Source organism: Enterobacter chinensis (genome assembly GCF_034008295.1).
In the GTDB taxonomy this organism is placed as follows: domain Bacteria; phylum Pseudomonadota; class Gammaproteobacteria; order Enterobacterales; family Enterobacteriaceae; genus Enterobacter; species Enterobacter chinensis.
Genome location: NZ_JARDVI010000002.1, coordinates 712808 through 727153, shown reverse-complemented (window position 1 = coordinate 727153; position 14346 = coordinate 712808). Strand labels below are relative to the sequence as shown.

Genomic DNA, 14346 nt, shown 5'->3' with positions numbered 1-14346 from the left:
ATGTTACCGTCTGACCACGACGGCGACCAGCTTCTTCACGATTTGGGGGCGGGCAGCCAGGCTTCGGTAAAATCAAACCAGCCGCGGGTGTTGAGGCGTATGCCGTTTACCCCCGGTGGGGCGCTGATTTGATACTGGTAGTTAAAAAGCGGTGTAAGGACCGCGTTTTCCATAAGCTGGCTAAATATCGCTTTCAAGCCAGCATGCCTATCCTGTTCATCGGCCTGGGTTTGTACCGCATCCAGGGTGGCCTGCAGATGAGCATACTGTGGCGCGCTCAGCAGATGTGGCCAGAGGGCATCACAGCGCAGCCATTGCTCAAGCGTGTATTCCGGGGCTTCGCCAATCAGCCTGTCGCCCATCATCATGTCCGCGTCCGCCAGTTGCTGGCATCCATCCCAGGTTTTCGCATCGAAAAAGATAACCGTAAGCGCGCAGCCTTGTTGAGCAAGGTACTGTTTTAGCTGTCGAGCCATCGTGTGTAACTCAACCGGCAAATGGTAAATCAGGGTTAATTTCTTCGGTAGAGGGACATGTGTTAAATCCGGCCACTGGGGGATCGCCCAGCCGGGCAGTAATTCCTCTGTTGGGGTAATCAGCCCTTCGTTTAGCCCAAGCGTATGCAGAAGCGTTGAGAGATGAATAATATTGATGAGCCGTCGCGCCTGCATTTCACTCAGACGCGGGCTTTGCTTCAGTGTGAGATAACAAAAGCCCAGACTGATGCTGTTGGTTACCAGGCGCAGGCTCTCAAGTTCATCCGGCTCGCCAATGGCAATCTGCACCGGATGACGACAGCTGGTACCCAGACCAGAGTCAAACAGCGCCGGTGTGATCCAGTATTCAATAGCCTTAAGCAGCGGATGGCTGAGATGGTACTGTTCGTGACTCTCCAGACGAACCAGGTCGGGTTCATAGACGCTGAGTCTGAAGGGCCCGCTGCCCGTCATGGGCTGTTCGGGATGGGCAAGACGGCTGCAGTAGGTGGCCAGACGGTGTGCCAGCCAGTAATCCGGCTGGTGCAAGGTAAATGTCAGACACTGAGGGTGAGTGACGTCAACGCGTAAGACGCTCTGAAATAGCTTACGCAGGGCGGGCAGGGCAAAAAGCGCGGTCAGGCTTTGCTGAAGCTGTCCGGTCTCGACTTTATCGCCGTTATGCCAGTGCAGAGTGGATCGAATATAAAAATGCCAGCGCAGGCCGTCCTCTGACACCTCCCAGTGGTGGGCGAGATCGCCCGTGGGTTCACTGGAGCTGCCATGAAAGCGCGTCAGCCCGGAAAAAATCTGTCCGGCCAGATGCTGTTCCGCACGACCGGGCAGAAAACCCGGATGAAGCGGGTCCAGCGAGCGGTAATAGGGGATGCGCAGCGTCGGCGTGTCGTTTTGCCACTGTCCGCCTAAAAATGGATGCAGCAATGACCGCAGCGCGTCTGGTGCAAGCTGGGCCAGCTCAAGCACGTTGTGCTGCTGCCCACGTTTTAACGCCTCTTCCATCATCGCATTGCGCAGCGACTCCGGAGCGACATGGAACGTCAGTTCACCCCGTTTACCGCGGCCAGACTGCGCTCGCCAGCTCAGCCAGCCCGCTTCCTGGGCCTGTCGTAGCAGCGTTCGGACATGCCGCTCGCTACAAAAACAGCGGGCGGCCAGCTCGCTGATGGTGACCTTTTGCGTCGCACCCTCGGAAGGTTGCCAGAGGCGGTGATACTGATTAAGTCGATTAAGCTGGCGCATGAGAAACCCGGAACAATAATTATCATCTATTCACTATTACTTCCGTATATCTCACACGATACTGATGCACAAGTTAATCGCATCACATTTCGGGAGTAATCATGGCTCGGCTCGCTGCATTTGATATGGACGGTACGCTGTTAATGCCGGATCACCGTTTGGGGAAGAAAACCCTGAACACGCTGAAGCGCCTGCACGAGCGTGATGTCACCCTGACGTTTGCTACCGGGCGTCATGTGCTGGAAATGCGCCATCTACTTGGCGCGTTTTCCCTCGACGCCTTTCTGATCACCGGCAACGGGACGCGAATTCATTCTGTAGAAGGTGATGTGCTGCACCGTCAGGATCTCAACCCGGAAGTGGCGGATATCGTGCTGCACAGCACCTGGGATACGCAGGCCAGCATCCACGTCTTTAACGATCAAGGCTGGTTTACCGGACGTGAAATTCCGGAACTGTTGCATGCGCACGTCTACAGTGGTTTTAAATACCAGCTTATCGACCTGCGTCGGATCCCCGCCCATGCGGTGACCAAGATCTGCTTCTGCGGCGATCACGACGATCTCTGTCGCTTACGCATTCAGTTGAATGAGGCGCTGGGTAACCGGGCGCATCTGACCTTCTCGGCGGTGGATTGTCTGGAGGTGTTACCTGTGGGCTGTAACAAAGGTTCCGCCCTGGCAGTACTGAGCGACCACCTGGGCTTAACGCTGCAGGACTGTATGGCGTTTGGTGACGCTATGAATGACCGGGAGATGCTGGGCAGCGTTGGCCGTGGTCTTATTATGGGAAATGCGATGGCGCAGCTAAAAGCAGAGCTTCCCCATCTGCCGGTTATTGGGCACTGCGGTAACGAAGCGGTGTCTCATTTTTTGACGCATTGGCTGGACAACAACAACCTCCCGTATTCCCCCGAATAGTGAGACCCTTCCAGCAAGCCAGACCGAGGTCTGGCTTTTTTTATTTCAGCAGCTCTGCAATCCGGGCTTTCCACGGGGCGATATCGCCGATGTTGGTCTGCACCCATTCCGCATTGTAGTAGGTTTCAAGGTAGCGTTCGCCGCTGTCGCACAGAAGCGTGACGATAGAGCCGGTGCGGCCCGCTTCACGCATGCGTGCGGCGAGATGTAAGGCACCCCACATGTTGGTCCCGGTAGACGCGCCAACTTTGCGGCCCAGCTGCGTCTCCAGCCAGTGCGCCGTTGCCACGCTTGCGGCATCCGGCACGCGAAGCATTTCATCCACCACATCCGGGATAAACGATGGTTCAACGCGCGGACGGCCAATCCCTTCAATTTTGCTGCCCACCGGGCTGCGCAGGCTGGCATCGCGGTTTTGCCAGTAGTCGAGGAACACGGAGTTCTGCGGATCAACCACCATCAGCTGGGTATCATAGCCCTGACAGCGAATGTAGCGTCCGATCGTGGCTGACGTGCCGCCAGTACCGGCGCTCATCACAATGTACGACGGAACCGGATGCGGTTCGTGGGTCATCTGGCGGAAGATACTGTCGGCAATGTTGTTATTGCCGCGCCAGTCCGTCGCGCGCTCGGCGAAGGTGAACTGGTCCATATAATGGCCGTTGAGCTCGCGGGCCAGCATTTCGGAGGCGTCGTAGATTTCGCAGGCGCTTTCCACAAAGTGGCAGCGACCGCCGTAAAATTCGATCTGTTCGATTTTGCGTCTCGCAGTGCAGGAAGGCATCACTGCGATAAACGGCAGGCCCAGCAGGCGAGCAAAATAAGCTTCGGACACCGCCGTTGAACCGGATGAGGATTCAATGACAGTGGTACCTTCTTTAATCCAGCCGTTACATAAACCGTATAAAAACAGAGAACGCGCCAGACGATGCTTCAGGCTGCCGGTAGGATGGGTGCTTTCATCTTTCAGATAGAGCTGAATACCGTCAAATCCCGGCAGGGAAAGGCGAATCAGGTGCGTATCCGCCGAGCGCTGATAGTCGGCATTGATTTCGCTGATCGCATGTTTAACCCAGGTGCTATTCATCGTAGTTATCCGTTTGTCATTTTGTGCCTAGCATAGCGAAAAGCACAGAAAAAATTGTTGCTATCTGGCCTTTAAAATAGAATGAAGGGAGAAAAATTTTCTCTGTGAGGTGGGTATGCTAGATAAAATTGACCGCAAGCTCCTTTCATTGCTGCAGAGTGACTGTACCCTCTCTTTGCAGGCGCTGGCAGATGCCGTTAATCTGACCACCACGCCGTGCTGGAAGCGCCTCAAGAAGCTTGAAGATGACGGTATTCTTCTGGGGCGCGTCGCATTATTAGATCCCGAAAAGCTGGGGCTTGGGTTGACGGCATTCGTCCTGATAAAAACTCAGCATCACAGCAGCGAGTGGTATTGCCGCTTTGTCACTCAGGTGTCTGAAATGCCAGAGGTGCTCGGCTTCTGGCGTATGGCCGGCGAGTACGACTACCTGATGCGCGTTCAGGTCGCAGACATGAAGCGCTATGATGATTTCTACAAGCGACTGGTGAACAGCGTACCGGGATTATCGGACGTTACCTCAAGCTTCGCCATGGAACAGATTAAATACACCACAGCGTTACCGATTGAATAACTTCGTAAAATACCTTCAGGAACAAACCGCGTGCGATTATTTGCCCAATTAAGCTGGTACTTTCGTCGGGAGTGGCAACGCTACCTCGGCGCTGTATTCCTGCTTATTATCATTGCCATTTTGCAGTTGATCCCGCCGAAAGTGGTGGGATACGTCGTGGATGGCGTCACCGAACAGCATTACACCACCGCACGGGTGTTGATGTGGGTTGGCACGCTGGTGCTGACGGCCGTCATTGTTTATCTGCTGCGCTACGTCTGGCGCGTGCTGCTGTTTGGCGCGTCCTATCAGCTGGCCGTTGAGCTGCGTGAAGATTTTTATCGCCAGCTGAGCCGGCAGCATCCCGAATTTTATCTGCGCCATCGCACCGGGGATCTTATCGCGCGCGCCACTAACGACGTCGATCGCGTGGTCTTTGCCGCCGGGGAAGGGGTGCTGACGCTGGTGGACTCGCTGGTGATGGGCTGTGCGGTGTTGATCGTCATGTCCACGCAGATCAGCTGGCAGTTAACCCTGCTTGCCCTGCTGCCGATGCCGCTCATGGCGCTGGCGATCAATCGCTACGGCGAACAGCTGCACGAGCGCTTTAAGCTGGCGCAGGCGGCGTTTTCGTCTCTGAACGATCGCACCCAGGAGAGTATGACCAGCATCCGCATGATCAAAGCGTTTGGCCTGGAAGACAGACAATCTGCTCTGTTTGCGGCCGATGCCGCAGACACGGGGGCGAAGAACATGCGCGTCGCGCGTATTGACGCCCGTTTTGACCCGACGATTTATATCGCAATTGGCATGGCAAACCTGCTGGCGATTGGCGGCGGAAGCTGGATGGTGGTGCAGGGCGCGTTGACCCTCGGCCAGTTAACCAGCTTTGCGATGTATCTGGGTCTGATGATTTGGCCGATGCTGGCGCTGGCGTGGATGTTTAACATCGTTGAGCGTGGCAGCGCGGCCTATAGCCGTATTCGCGCCATGCTGGCTGAGGCGCCGGTGGTCAATGACGGTAGCGAATCGGTACCGGAAGGACGCGGTGTTATGAAGGTCGACGTCCGTCAGTTTGTCTATCCGCAAGCGGAACATCCGGTACTGGAGAACGTCAGTTTTACGCTTCAGCCCGGCCAGATGCTGGGCATTTGCGGCCCGACGGGGGCCGGAAAAAGTACCGTGCTCTCTCTGCTCCAGCGTCACTTTGACGTCACGCAGGGTGATATTCGCTTCCATGATATTCCCCTGACCAGGCTGGTGCTGGATGAGTGGCGAGGTCGCCTGGCGGTGGTGAGCCAGACGCCATTTCTGTTTTCAGACACCGTGGCGAACAACATTGCCCTTGGAAAACCGTCGGCAACGCAGGAAGAGATAGAGCATGTGGCGCGGTTAGCCAGCGTACATGACGATATTTTGCGTCTGCCCCAGGGCTATGATACGGAAGTCGGAGAGCGGGGCGTCATGCTGTCCGGCGGGCAAAAACAGAGAATCTCCATTGCCCGCGCGCTATTGCTGAATGCTGAAATCCTGATCCTGGATGATGCGCTTTCCGCCGTGGATGGCCGTACCGAGCACCAGATCCTGCATAACCTGCGCCAGTGGGGCGACGGACGCACGGTGATTATCAGCGCCCACCGTTTGTCAGCGCTCACCGAAGCCAGCGAAATACTGGTATTACAGCACGGGCATATTGCCCAGCGCGGGCAGCATGAAACGCTTGCTGAGCAACCGGGCTGGTATCGCGATATGTATCGCTATCAGCAGCTTGAAGCGGCGCTAGATGATGCGCCGGAACACGTTGAGGAGGCCACTCATGCGTAAGCTCGGAACGATGTGGCCGACGCTTAAACGTCTGCTGGCCTACGGCTCGCCGTGGCGTAAACCGCTGTCCGTGGCCGTGCTTTTACTCTGGATTGCGGCGATTGCCGAGGTGAGCGGCCCGCTGCTCATCAGCTACTTCATCGATAATATGGTCGCTAAAAGCTACCTGCCGCTGGGGCTGGTGGCGGGCTTAGGCGTGGCCTACGTTGGCTTACAAGTGACGGCTGCCGGGCTGCACTATGCCCAGTCGCTGTTGTTTAACCGTGCCGCGGTGGGCGTCGTACAGCAGCTGCGTACGGATGTGATGGACGCCGCGCTTCGCCAGCCGCTCAGCGAGTTTGATACCCAGCCGGTCGGGCAGGTGATTTCACGGGTAACCAACGATACGGAGGTGATCCGCGATCTGTACGTCACCGTGGTGGCGACCGTGTTGCGCAGCGCAGCGCTGATTGGCGCAATGCTGGTGGCAATGTTCAGCCTCGACTGGCGTATGGCGCTGGTGGCAATCACTATCTTCCCGGCGGTGTTGATTGTCATGGTTATCTACCAACGTTACAGCACGCCGATTGTGCGTCGGGTGCGCGCCTACCTGGCCGACATCAATGATGGCTTCAACGAAGTGATCAACGGCATGAGCGTCATCCAGCAGTTCCGCCAGCAGGCACGTTTTGGCGAGCGGATGGGCGAAGCCAGCCGCTCGCACTACATGGCGCGCATGCAGACCCTGCGGCTTGATGGGTTCCTGTTACGCCCGCTTTTGAGCCTCTTCTCCACGCTGGTGCTGTGCGGGCTGCTGATGCTCTTTGGCCTGACCACACGAGGAACCATTGAGGTTGGTGTTTTATACGCCTTCATCAGCTACCTTGGCCGCCTGAACGAACCCTTGATTGAGCTTACGACACAGCAGTCGATGCTCCAGCAGGCCGTAGTGGCAGGGGAGCGCGTATTCGAGTTGATGGACAGACCGCGTCAGACCTACGGCAACGATGAGCGTCCTCTGCAAAGCGGGGCCATTGCCTTTGATAACGTCTCGTTTGCCTATCGCGACGACCAAATGGTGTTGCAGGACATCACGCTTGATGTCCCATCACGCGGGTTCGTGGCGCTGGTGGGGCATACCGGCAGTGGCAAGAGCACGCTCGCTAGCTTATTAATGGGATATTACCCGGTAAGCCGCGGTGAGATCCGCCTCGACGAACGCCCGCTCGCATCTCTCAGCCACACTGTGTTACGCAAAGGCGTTGCGATGGTGCAGCAGGATCCGGTCGTACTGGCCGATACCTTCTACGCCAACGTGACCCTGGGGCGAGATTATACCCAGGAGCAGGTCTGGGACGTGCTGGAAAAAGTACAGCTGGCAGCGCTGGCGCGCGGGTTTAGCGACGGGATCAATACGAAACTGGGCGAGCAGGGGAACAATCTCTCCGTCGGACAAAAACAGCTCCTGGCGCTGGCGCGGGTGCTCATTGAAACGCCGCAGATACTGATTCTGGATGAAGCAACGGCCAGTATTGACTCCGGCACCGAGCAGGCCATCCAGCAGGCGCTGGCTGCCGTACGCGACCATACGACGCTGGTGGTGATTGCCCATCGTCTTTCGACCATCGTCGAGGCAGATACTATTCTGGTGCTGCATCGCGGACAGGCCGTTGAACGCGGTACGCACCGCGAGCTGCTGGAAGCAAAAGGGCGGTACTGGCAGATGTATCAGCTGCAGCTGGCGGGCGAAGAGCTGGCGGCCAGCGTGCGAGATGAAGAGTCGCTTAGCGCCTGATGCACCAAAATGAGGCGGCGCGCTAACAGTCATTCCTGTTGGTGCAAAACGGAAACGCACCCTGCACCGGCATGGTGCGTTTTTTTTCACCGGTTCGTTTATCGGTACCGTGTAACGCTCATCGCACCGCTGTTCCCCCCTGGTTTTCATTTCTGGCACACCCCTTGCAATACCTTCTGCGTTAGCTGCGGCCATTACCGAATTCTGACTGGAGGGGATCTATGAAGCTGGTTACGGTTGTAATCAAACCATTCAAACTCGAAGACGTGCGTGAAGCGTTGTCTTCAATGGGTATTCAGGGACTGACTGTCACCGAAGTGAAAGGCTTTGGTCGTCAGAAGGGTCATGCCGAGCTTTATCGCGGGGCGGAATACAGCGTTAACTTTCTGCCAAAAGTAAAAATTGATGTCGCGATTGCTGACGATCAGCTAGATGAAGTCATTGATGTCATTAGCAAAGCGGCCTATACCGGCAAAATTGGCGACGGCAAAATTTTCGTTGCCGAACTGCAGCGCGTCATTCGCATCCGTACCGGCGAATCTGACGAAGCGGCACTGTAATTAACGCCTGGCACACAGTGATAGGGAACGAGAAAATGAAGATAGCAACACTTAAAACGGGTCTGGGTTCGCTGGCACTGCTGCCGGGCCTGGCGCTGGCTGCTGCACCTGCGGTGGCAGACAAAGCCGATAACGCCTTTATGATGATCAGCACCGCGCTGGTGCTGTTCATGTCCATCCCGGGCATTGCGCTGTTCTATGGCGGCCTGATCCGTGGCAAAAACGTTCTCTCCATGCTGACGCAGGTTGCCGTAACGTTCGCGCTGGTCTGCGTGCTGTGGGTGGTTTACGGTTACTCGCTGGCTTTCGGCACGGGCAACGCGTTCTTTGGTAACTTCGACTGGGTGATGCTGAAAAATATTGAACTGACCGCGCTGATGGGCAGTTTCTACCAGTATATTCACGTTGCTTTCCAGGGCTCGTTCGCCTGCATTACCGTCGGGCTGATTGTGGGCGCGCTTGCGGAGCGTATTCGTTTCTCTGCGGTCCTGATCTTCGTGGTGGTCTGGCTGACGCTCTCCTATGTGCCGATTGCGCACATGGTCTGGGGTGGCGGTCTGCTGGCGACGCATGGCGCGCTGGACTTCGCGGGCGGTACCGTTGTGCACATTAACGCCGCGGTAGCGGGTCTGGTTGGCGCATACCTGATTGGCAAACGCGTGGGCTTCGGTAAAGAAGCGTTCAAACCGCACAACCTGCCGATGGTCTTCACCGGTACCGCGATCCTCTACTTTGGCTGGTTTGGTTTCAACGCCGGCTCAGCAAGTGCCGCGAACGAAATCGCCGCGCTGGCCTTCGTGAATACCGTTGTGGCCACGGCAGGTGCAATCCTCTCCTGGGTCTTTGGCGAGTGGGCTGTGCGCGGTAAACCTTCTCTGCTGGGTGCCTGTTCGGGGGCGATTGCCGGTCTGGTCGGTATCACCCCAGCATGTGGTTATGTCGGTGTGGGTGGCGCGCTGCTGGTCGGCCTGGTGTCAGGTCTGGCGGGTCTGTGGGGCGTGACGGCGCTGAAACGTATTCTGCGCGTTGATGACCCTTGCGATGTGTTTGGCGTGCACGGCGTGTGCGGCATCGTCGGCTGTATCATGACCGGGATCTTTGCAGCGAAATCGCTGGGTGGCGTGGGCTACGCAGAAGGCGTCACCATGGCCCATCAGGTGCTGGTGCAGCTGGAAAGTATTGCTGTCACTGTGGTGTGGTCTGCCGTTGTCGCTTTCATTGGCTACAAACTGGCGGACATGACGGTTGGTCTGCGCGTACCGGAAGAGCAGGAACGCGAAGGTCTGGACGTCAACAGCCACGGCGAGAACGCGTATAACGCATGATCTGAGCGTTTTGCCGGGTGGCGGCTTCGCCTTACCCGGCCTACAACTGCACAATCCGTAGGCCCGGTAAGCGTAGCGCCACCGGGCTTTTTTTCATCAACCTCTATTACGCATCACCCCTTCCTGCACCGTCGAGGCGACCAGCACGCCATCCTGAGTATAAAACTCCCCACGCACAAACCCGCGCGCGCTCGATGCTGACGTACTTTCCACGCTGTAGAGCAACCACTCATTCATGTTGAATGGACGGTGGAACCACATGGAGTGATCGATCGTCGCGACCTGCATCCCTTTTTCGAGGAACCCGACGCCGTGCGGCTGCAGCGCCACCGGCAGGAAGTTGAAATCTGACGCATAGCCCAGCAGATACTGATGAACGCGGAAGTCCTCCGTTACGGTACCGTTAGCCCGGATCCAGACCTGGCGCTTCGGTTCCGCGGTGTGACCTTTCATCGGGTTGTGGAACTCGACGGGGCGGATCTCAAGCGGCTTATCGCAGAGAAACTTCTCTTTGACCTGCGGCGGAAGCAGATGCGCCAGCGCACGGGCGATATCGGTCTCTGATTTGAGCTCGTCTGGCGACGGCGCCGGAGGCATCACTTTCTGGTGCTCGTAGCCGGGCTCAGGCGCCTGGAAAGAGGCGGTCATGTAAAAGATCGGCTTACCGTTCTGGATGGCCGCTACGCGGCGCGCGCTGAAACTGTTGCCATCTCTCAGGACTTCAACGTCATACACGATCGGTTTTGCGCTATCACCAGGACGTAAGAAGTAGCTGTGGAATGAGTGCACCAGACGGTCTGCAGGGACAGTCTCCTTTGCAGCGTACAGCGCTTGTCCAACGACTTGTCCTCCGAAGACCTGGCGTAAGCCTAAATCTTCGCTCTGTCCGCGAAAGAGTCCTTCCTCAATTTTTTCCAGATTCAGTAATGTCAGCAGATTGTTCAGTGCCTGACTCATAGTTGTCCTCAATAAACGCCGTAGCGAAAGATAGGCAGAGTATAACGCAGAAATGAAAGTGGTCCGATGGGTAGAATAATCTGAATATCGGGACGATTTCAGGCATTAATCAGTGATTTGTGCCACACTTGAATACGTTATGTGATTGAAACGACATCGGATGGGATCGATCCCGCTGGTGCATTGATGATAAGGAGACTTCAATGAAACTCGTGCCCATGCTAAGTGGTGTAGCTATTGCGGTGGCGTTGTCCGCCTGTGCCGGTAAGAGCGCCCAGGTGCCTGTACCAGCAGCCGATCCGAACGGGATTAATACCCTTTCGCAGCAATCCATTCAGCAGCCTAACGTTTCCGGTACCATCTGGATTAAACAGAAAGTCGCGTTACCGCCGGATGCGGTATTAACGGTGACGCTGTCTGATGCTTCCCTGGCCGACGCGCCATCGAAGGTTGTGGCTCAGCGCGCCGTCCGCACTGAAGGCAAGCAGGCGCCGTTTAGCTTCGTGTTACCGTATAACCCGTCGGACGTGCAGCCTAATGCCCGTATCCTGCTGAGTGCAGCGGTAACGATCAACGGTAAGCTGGTGTTTATCACCGATACGGTCCAGGAAGCGATTAACAACGGTGGGACAAAAGTCGACCTGAATCTGGTACCTGTGCAGCAGACCGAAGTGCCGGTCGCACCGCAGACCAATCAGCCGTCCCTGCCAACCCCACCAACTCAGATGTAATGATGGTATTTCCCCTCTCCTCCGGGAGAGGGGTCAGTACACCCAGCGGTACTTCTGCAAATCGATCTGACCCGAGCCTGACACCTGCACGCCCTCTGAAAGTAACGCCTGACGCTGACGCTGGAGATCCGGTCCGGTGAGCGAGATGGCGCCATGACGATTCACCACCCGATGCCAGGGCAACGTGCTTCCTTCCGGTAGCCGTTTCAGGACGCCTCCAACCTGTCGTGCCGCGCGCGGAGAGCCTGCCAGACGCGCGACATCACCATAGGTGGTGACATAGCCTTCCGGCACAGAGGCCACAATTTGCCATACGCGCTGTGGAAAGGAGTCGTGTTCGTCCATACCTTCACCTGTGGGGATTTTCTGGAGAGCCATGGTAAACGAAGATCGTGATGATTGCTGCGCCTGTTTGCGCAAGAAACCAGCATCCAGTTCCTGGCAGCTTGCAATTGGGCGTTAGCACAGGGATAATGCGCCAGCGCGTTGGTTATCAACGCTCTCAATGGGGGCTCTGTTGGTTCTCCCGCAACGCTACTCTGTTCACCAGGTCAGGTCCGGAAGGAAGCAGCCAGGGCAGACGACGTGTGTGCCGGGATGTAGCTGGCAGGGCCCCCACCCATTTCTGGCCTCATAGCGTCTTCCTCTTTAGCCTTATTCCACACAAATACAAAGCCTATATCGTGTAATATATATTTCATTTCACTGAAATATTAATGTCATAAACTTGTAATAATAGACTGGCATTTTATATTTGGATGTCTATTTTCTTCCATAACTCAAACAAATATATATCTGGATAACATTGTTAACTTCGTGTATTAAATAAAGTACTTATTCCGAAGGGAAGTGACAAACATGGCTACAGCGGTATTAAATGTTAAGATTGATGACGCGCTAAAAGAAAGACTTCGCCACTATGCGGAAGACAATAACGAGAATTTAAGCGTGACGACAGAGAAACTGCTGCTGCTGGCGTTTGAAGCAGTAGAAGAGGCGGGAGTATCGGAAGAGGATATTGATAATCAGCATACGGAAGAAGAGAGTATTTCTCCTTTTACTCCTAAAGAAATCAAAGCTCTACGTAAACTTCTGAAGAAGAGAAAATGAAACAACAACTGTCAACTGCCAGTGACTACAAAGAGGCCTGCGATCTGTTGCGTTCAGGCTACGTGAAGCACGTACGTCTTGGCTGGAATGTCGGTAGTGATGAGTTCTTTCGTATTGCGTCTGACTGGTGTGATACCGGCGCAAAAATAAAGAAAGATGGTGAAAACTTCGTTATTTCACTTAAAGGTTTTCCTATTCCTGCTCAGCATTAACTCCTGACTGGTGAAAGCTGCTGACTGCCTCCGTGACAGTCAGCAGCTTTTATTTTTTATGATCGGCTTCAAACTTTTTAATATTAAATCACGCTGCGTTTTACCGGCTGTACGTTTTTATTCAGAGCAAGCCATAGCGGTTTGATCCTCAGCAACGCCTGCTCAAGCTCTGTCGGTTCGAGCGAGAATGGCATTCGTAAATAGCGATCAAACGCGCCTGATAAACCAAACCGCGTCCCGGTCCCCAGATTGATCCCCAGAATTTCAGCCCGCGCGGCAAGCTGTGTCGCCAGCATGCCCGGGAGTTCTATCCAGTAAGAGAGCCCGCCTTCCGCTTCATGGAATGTCCACTCCGGGAAATGTTCGCGCAACAGTTCACCGCATCGATCGCGTCGTTCTGCCAGCATCTTCCGGCGTGCGGGCAGAAATGTCTCGCTGTTGTTCATGAGCCACAGCATCGCCAGCTGTTCCAGCAGCGGCGACCCTAAATCCAGGGTATCCCGCGTCTGGGCAAGCGTGGCGATAGTACGCGAAGAGGCGCGGATCCAGCCGAGACGCAGTCCTCCCCAGAAGCTTTTTCCCGCAGAGCCTAACGTGATGACGGTGGCCTGCGGGTTAAAGGATGCGAGAGGCGGCGGTGGCGGCGAGTCAAACCAGAGATCCACCATCGTCTCGTCTACCACCAGCGCCGTACGGGTTTGTGCAGCAATATCGGTGATGGTCTGACGGGTAGCGATGTCCATGCATCGTCCGGTCGGGTTATGAAAATCTGGCATCAGATACGCCAGCCGCGGCGCTGTCTGGGCAAGCGTTGCCGCGAAGCCGTCCGTATCCCAGCCGGTTTCCGGCAGTGACACCCCCACGGGCCGACACTGCGCCCCCTGAATGGCGGCAATCGCCAGCGGATAGGTGGGATGATCAACCACGACGCGATCCCCCGGCCCGGTCATCATCCTCAGTACCAGCGCAAAGCCGCTGACAGCGCCATTGACCACCATCACTTCTTCAGCGCGAGTGGGAAGACCGCGTGCGGTGTAGCGCGCAGCGATGGCCTCCCGCAGCGCCGGCAGTCCAAGCTGATCGTAGCCCGTCAGCGAGAGGTGTTGCGTAATGGCCGTGAGCGCATGGGTATACGCCTGGTGGATCTCCGGACCGGCATTCAGGGCGGCAGTGGAGAGGTCCAGTGCGGCACTCGCCGCTGAAAGAGTGGGAACAGCGCGCGTATCCGGGAGGATCACTCGTGACCCGCTGCCGTGACGGCTTTCAAGGTAACCCTCCTCACGCAGATGGGCGAGGGCGCTGCTGATGGTGGTCCGGCTCACGTCGAGTGCAGAGGCCAGCTCACGTTCGCCCGGCAGCCGCGTATTGAGTGCCAGCCGGCCATCAAGGATGAGCAGACGCAGCGCATCGGCCAGCTGACGCCAGAGCGGAGTGCGGGAAGAGGTTTGCTGCCAGTGGCCTAAAAGGCGTATCAGAGACTGGCTTCCGAAGCGGCGTGATGACATATGCAGTCCACTATTTGAAAACTGGACATTAATCATAGTGCCATTTTAGGTC

The 14346-nt window shown here is 56.1% G+C and carries 14 protein-coding genes and 1 other RNA gene; 10 read left to right on the top strand and 5 right to left on the bottom strand.

Annotated elements, in window-relative coordinates:
• Positions 1-35: 35 nt before the first annotated feature.
• Complete coding sequence (locus PYW49_RS08425) at positions 36-1736, bottom strand: SgrR family transcriptional regulator (RefSeq protein WP_134348617.1); 1701 nt, start codon at positions 1734-1736, stop codon at positions 36-38.
• Between the two features lie 101 nt (positions 1737-1837).
• Between PYW49_RS08425 and cof the strand changes: the two genes are divergently transcribed.
• Positions 1838-2656, top strand: a complete 819-nt coding sequence (gene cof, locus PYW49_RS08420; protein WP_134348616.1) for an HMP-PP phosphatase — start codon at positions 1838-1840, stop codon at positions 2654-2656.
• Between the two features lie 40 nt (positions 2657-2696).
• Here the strand turns inward: cof and PYW49_RS08415 are convergent, their stop codons facing one another.
• The gene (locus PYW49_RS08415; RefSeq protein ID WP_320386220.1) at positions 2697-3743 is read right to left on the bottom strand and encodes a PLP-dependent cysteine synthase family protein; all 1047 of its coding nucleotides are present in this window, start codon (positions 3741-3743) and stop codon (positions 2697-2699) included.
• Positions 3744-3858: 115 nt separating this feature from the next.
• Here PYW49_RS08415 and PYW49_RS08410 point away from each other — a divergent pair, with 115 nt between their 5' ends.
• The 5 genes from PYW49_RS08410 to amtB all read left to right on the top strand — a co-directional run bounded on the left by PYW49_RS08410 (position 3859) and on the right by amtB (position 9779).
• Positions 3859-4317: an Lrp/AsnC family transcriptional regulator gene (locus tag PYW49_RS08410; protein WP_008503307.1), complete on the top strand. Its 459-nt coding sequence runs from the start codon at positions 3859-3861 to the stop codon at positions 4315-4317.
• A gap of 30 nt (positions 4318-4347) precedes the next feature.
• Entirely contained in the window at positions 4348-6120 is a 1773-nt protein-coding gene (locus PYW49_RS08405) for a SmdA family multidrug ABC transporter permease/ATP-binding protein (RefSeq protein WP_134348614.1), read from the top strand.
• Positions 6113-7894, top strand: a complete 1782-nt coding sequence (locus PYW49_RS08400) for a SmdB family multidrug efflux ABC transporter permease/ATP-binding protein (protein WP_134348613.1) — start codon at positions 6113-6115, stop codon at positions 7892-7894. Before PYW49_RS08405 ends, PYW49_RS08400 begins: the two co-directional genes overlap by 8 nt.
• A 221-nt stretch (positions 7895-8115) precedes the next feature.
• A complete protein-coding gene (gene glnK / locus PYW49_RS08395; RefSeq protein WP_008503304.1) occupies positions 8116-8454 on the top strand; it encodes a P-II family nitrogen regulator in 339 nt (112 codons plus the stop codon).
• A 35-nt stretch (positions 8455-8489) separates the two neighbouring features.
• Positions 8490-9779: an ammonium transporter AmtB gene (gene amtB / locus PYW49_RS08390; protein WP_047347266.1), complete on the top strand. Its 1290-nt coding sequence runs from the start codon at positions 8490-8492 to the stop codon at positions 9777-9779.
• Between the two features lie 96 nt (positions 9780-9875).
• On the opposite strand, the gene tesB is transcribed toward amtB, so the two are convergent.
• Positions 9876-10736 carry an acyl-CoA thioesterase II gene (gene tesB, locus PYW49_RS08385; protein ID WP_134348612.1) on the bottom strand — a complete coding sequence of 287 codons (861 nt, stop codon included), beginning with the start codon at positions 10734-10736 and terminating at the stop codon, positions 9876-9878.
• Positions 10737-10939: 203 nt separating this feature from the next.
• Between tesB and PYW49_RS08380 the strand changes: the two genes are divergently transcribed.
• Entirely contained in the window at positions 10940-11467 is a 528-nt protein-coding gene (locus tag PYW49_RS08380; RefSeq protein ID WP_029741632.1) for a YbaY family lipoprotein, read from the top strand.
• 33 nt (positions 11468-11500) lie between these two features.
• On the opposite strand, the gene PYW49_RS08375 is transcribed toward PYW49_RS08380, so the two are convergent.
• On the bottom strand, positions 11501-11812 hold the full coding sequence (locus PYW49_RS08375) for an MGMT family protein (protein ID WP_025204849.1): 312 nt from the start codon (positions 11810-11812) through the stop codon (positions 11501-11503).
• A gap of 170 nt (positions 11813-11982) precedes the next feature.
• On the opposite strand from PYW49_RS08375, the gene ffs reads away from it, so the two are divergent.
• From ffs to PYW49_RS08360, 3 genes are all read left to right on the top strand, one after another.
• Positions 11983-12079, top strand: an RNA gene (gene ffs / locus PYW49_RS08370) — signal recognition particle sRNA small type.
• Positions 12080-12325: 246 nt separating this feature from the next.
• Positions 12326-12577 (top strand): hypothetical protein, encoded by a 252-nt coding sequence (locus PYW49_RS08365; RefSeq protein WP_047347264.1) that lies wholly within the window; start codon positions 12326-12328, stop codon positions 12575-12577.
• Positions 12574-12789: a hypothetical protein gene (locus PYW49_RS08360; protein WP_008503298.1), complete on the top strand. Its 216-nt coding sequence runs from the start codon at positions 12574-12576 to the stop codon at positions 12787-12789. Before PYW49_RS08365 ends, PYW49_RS08360 begins: the two co-directional genes overlap by 4 nt.
• 83 nt (positions 12790-12872) lie before the next feature.
• Here the strand turns inward: PYW49_RS08360 and yczR are convergent, their stop codons facing one another.
• Positions 12873-14294 carry a MocR-like transcription factor YczR gene (gene yczR / locus PYW49_RS08355; RefSeq protein WP_320386219.1) on the bottom strand — a complete coding sequence of 474 codons (1422 nt, stop codon included), beginning with the start codon at positions 14292-14294 and terminating at the stop codon, positions 12873-12875.
• Between the last annotated feature and the right edge of the window lie 52 nt (positions 14295-14346).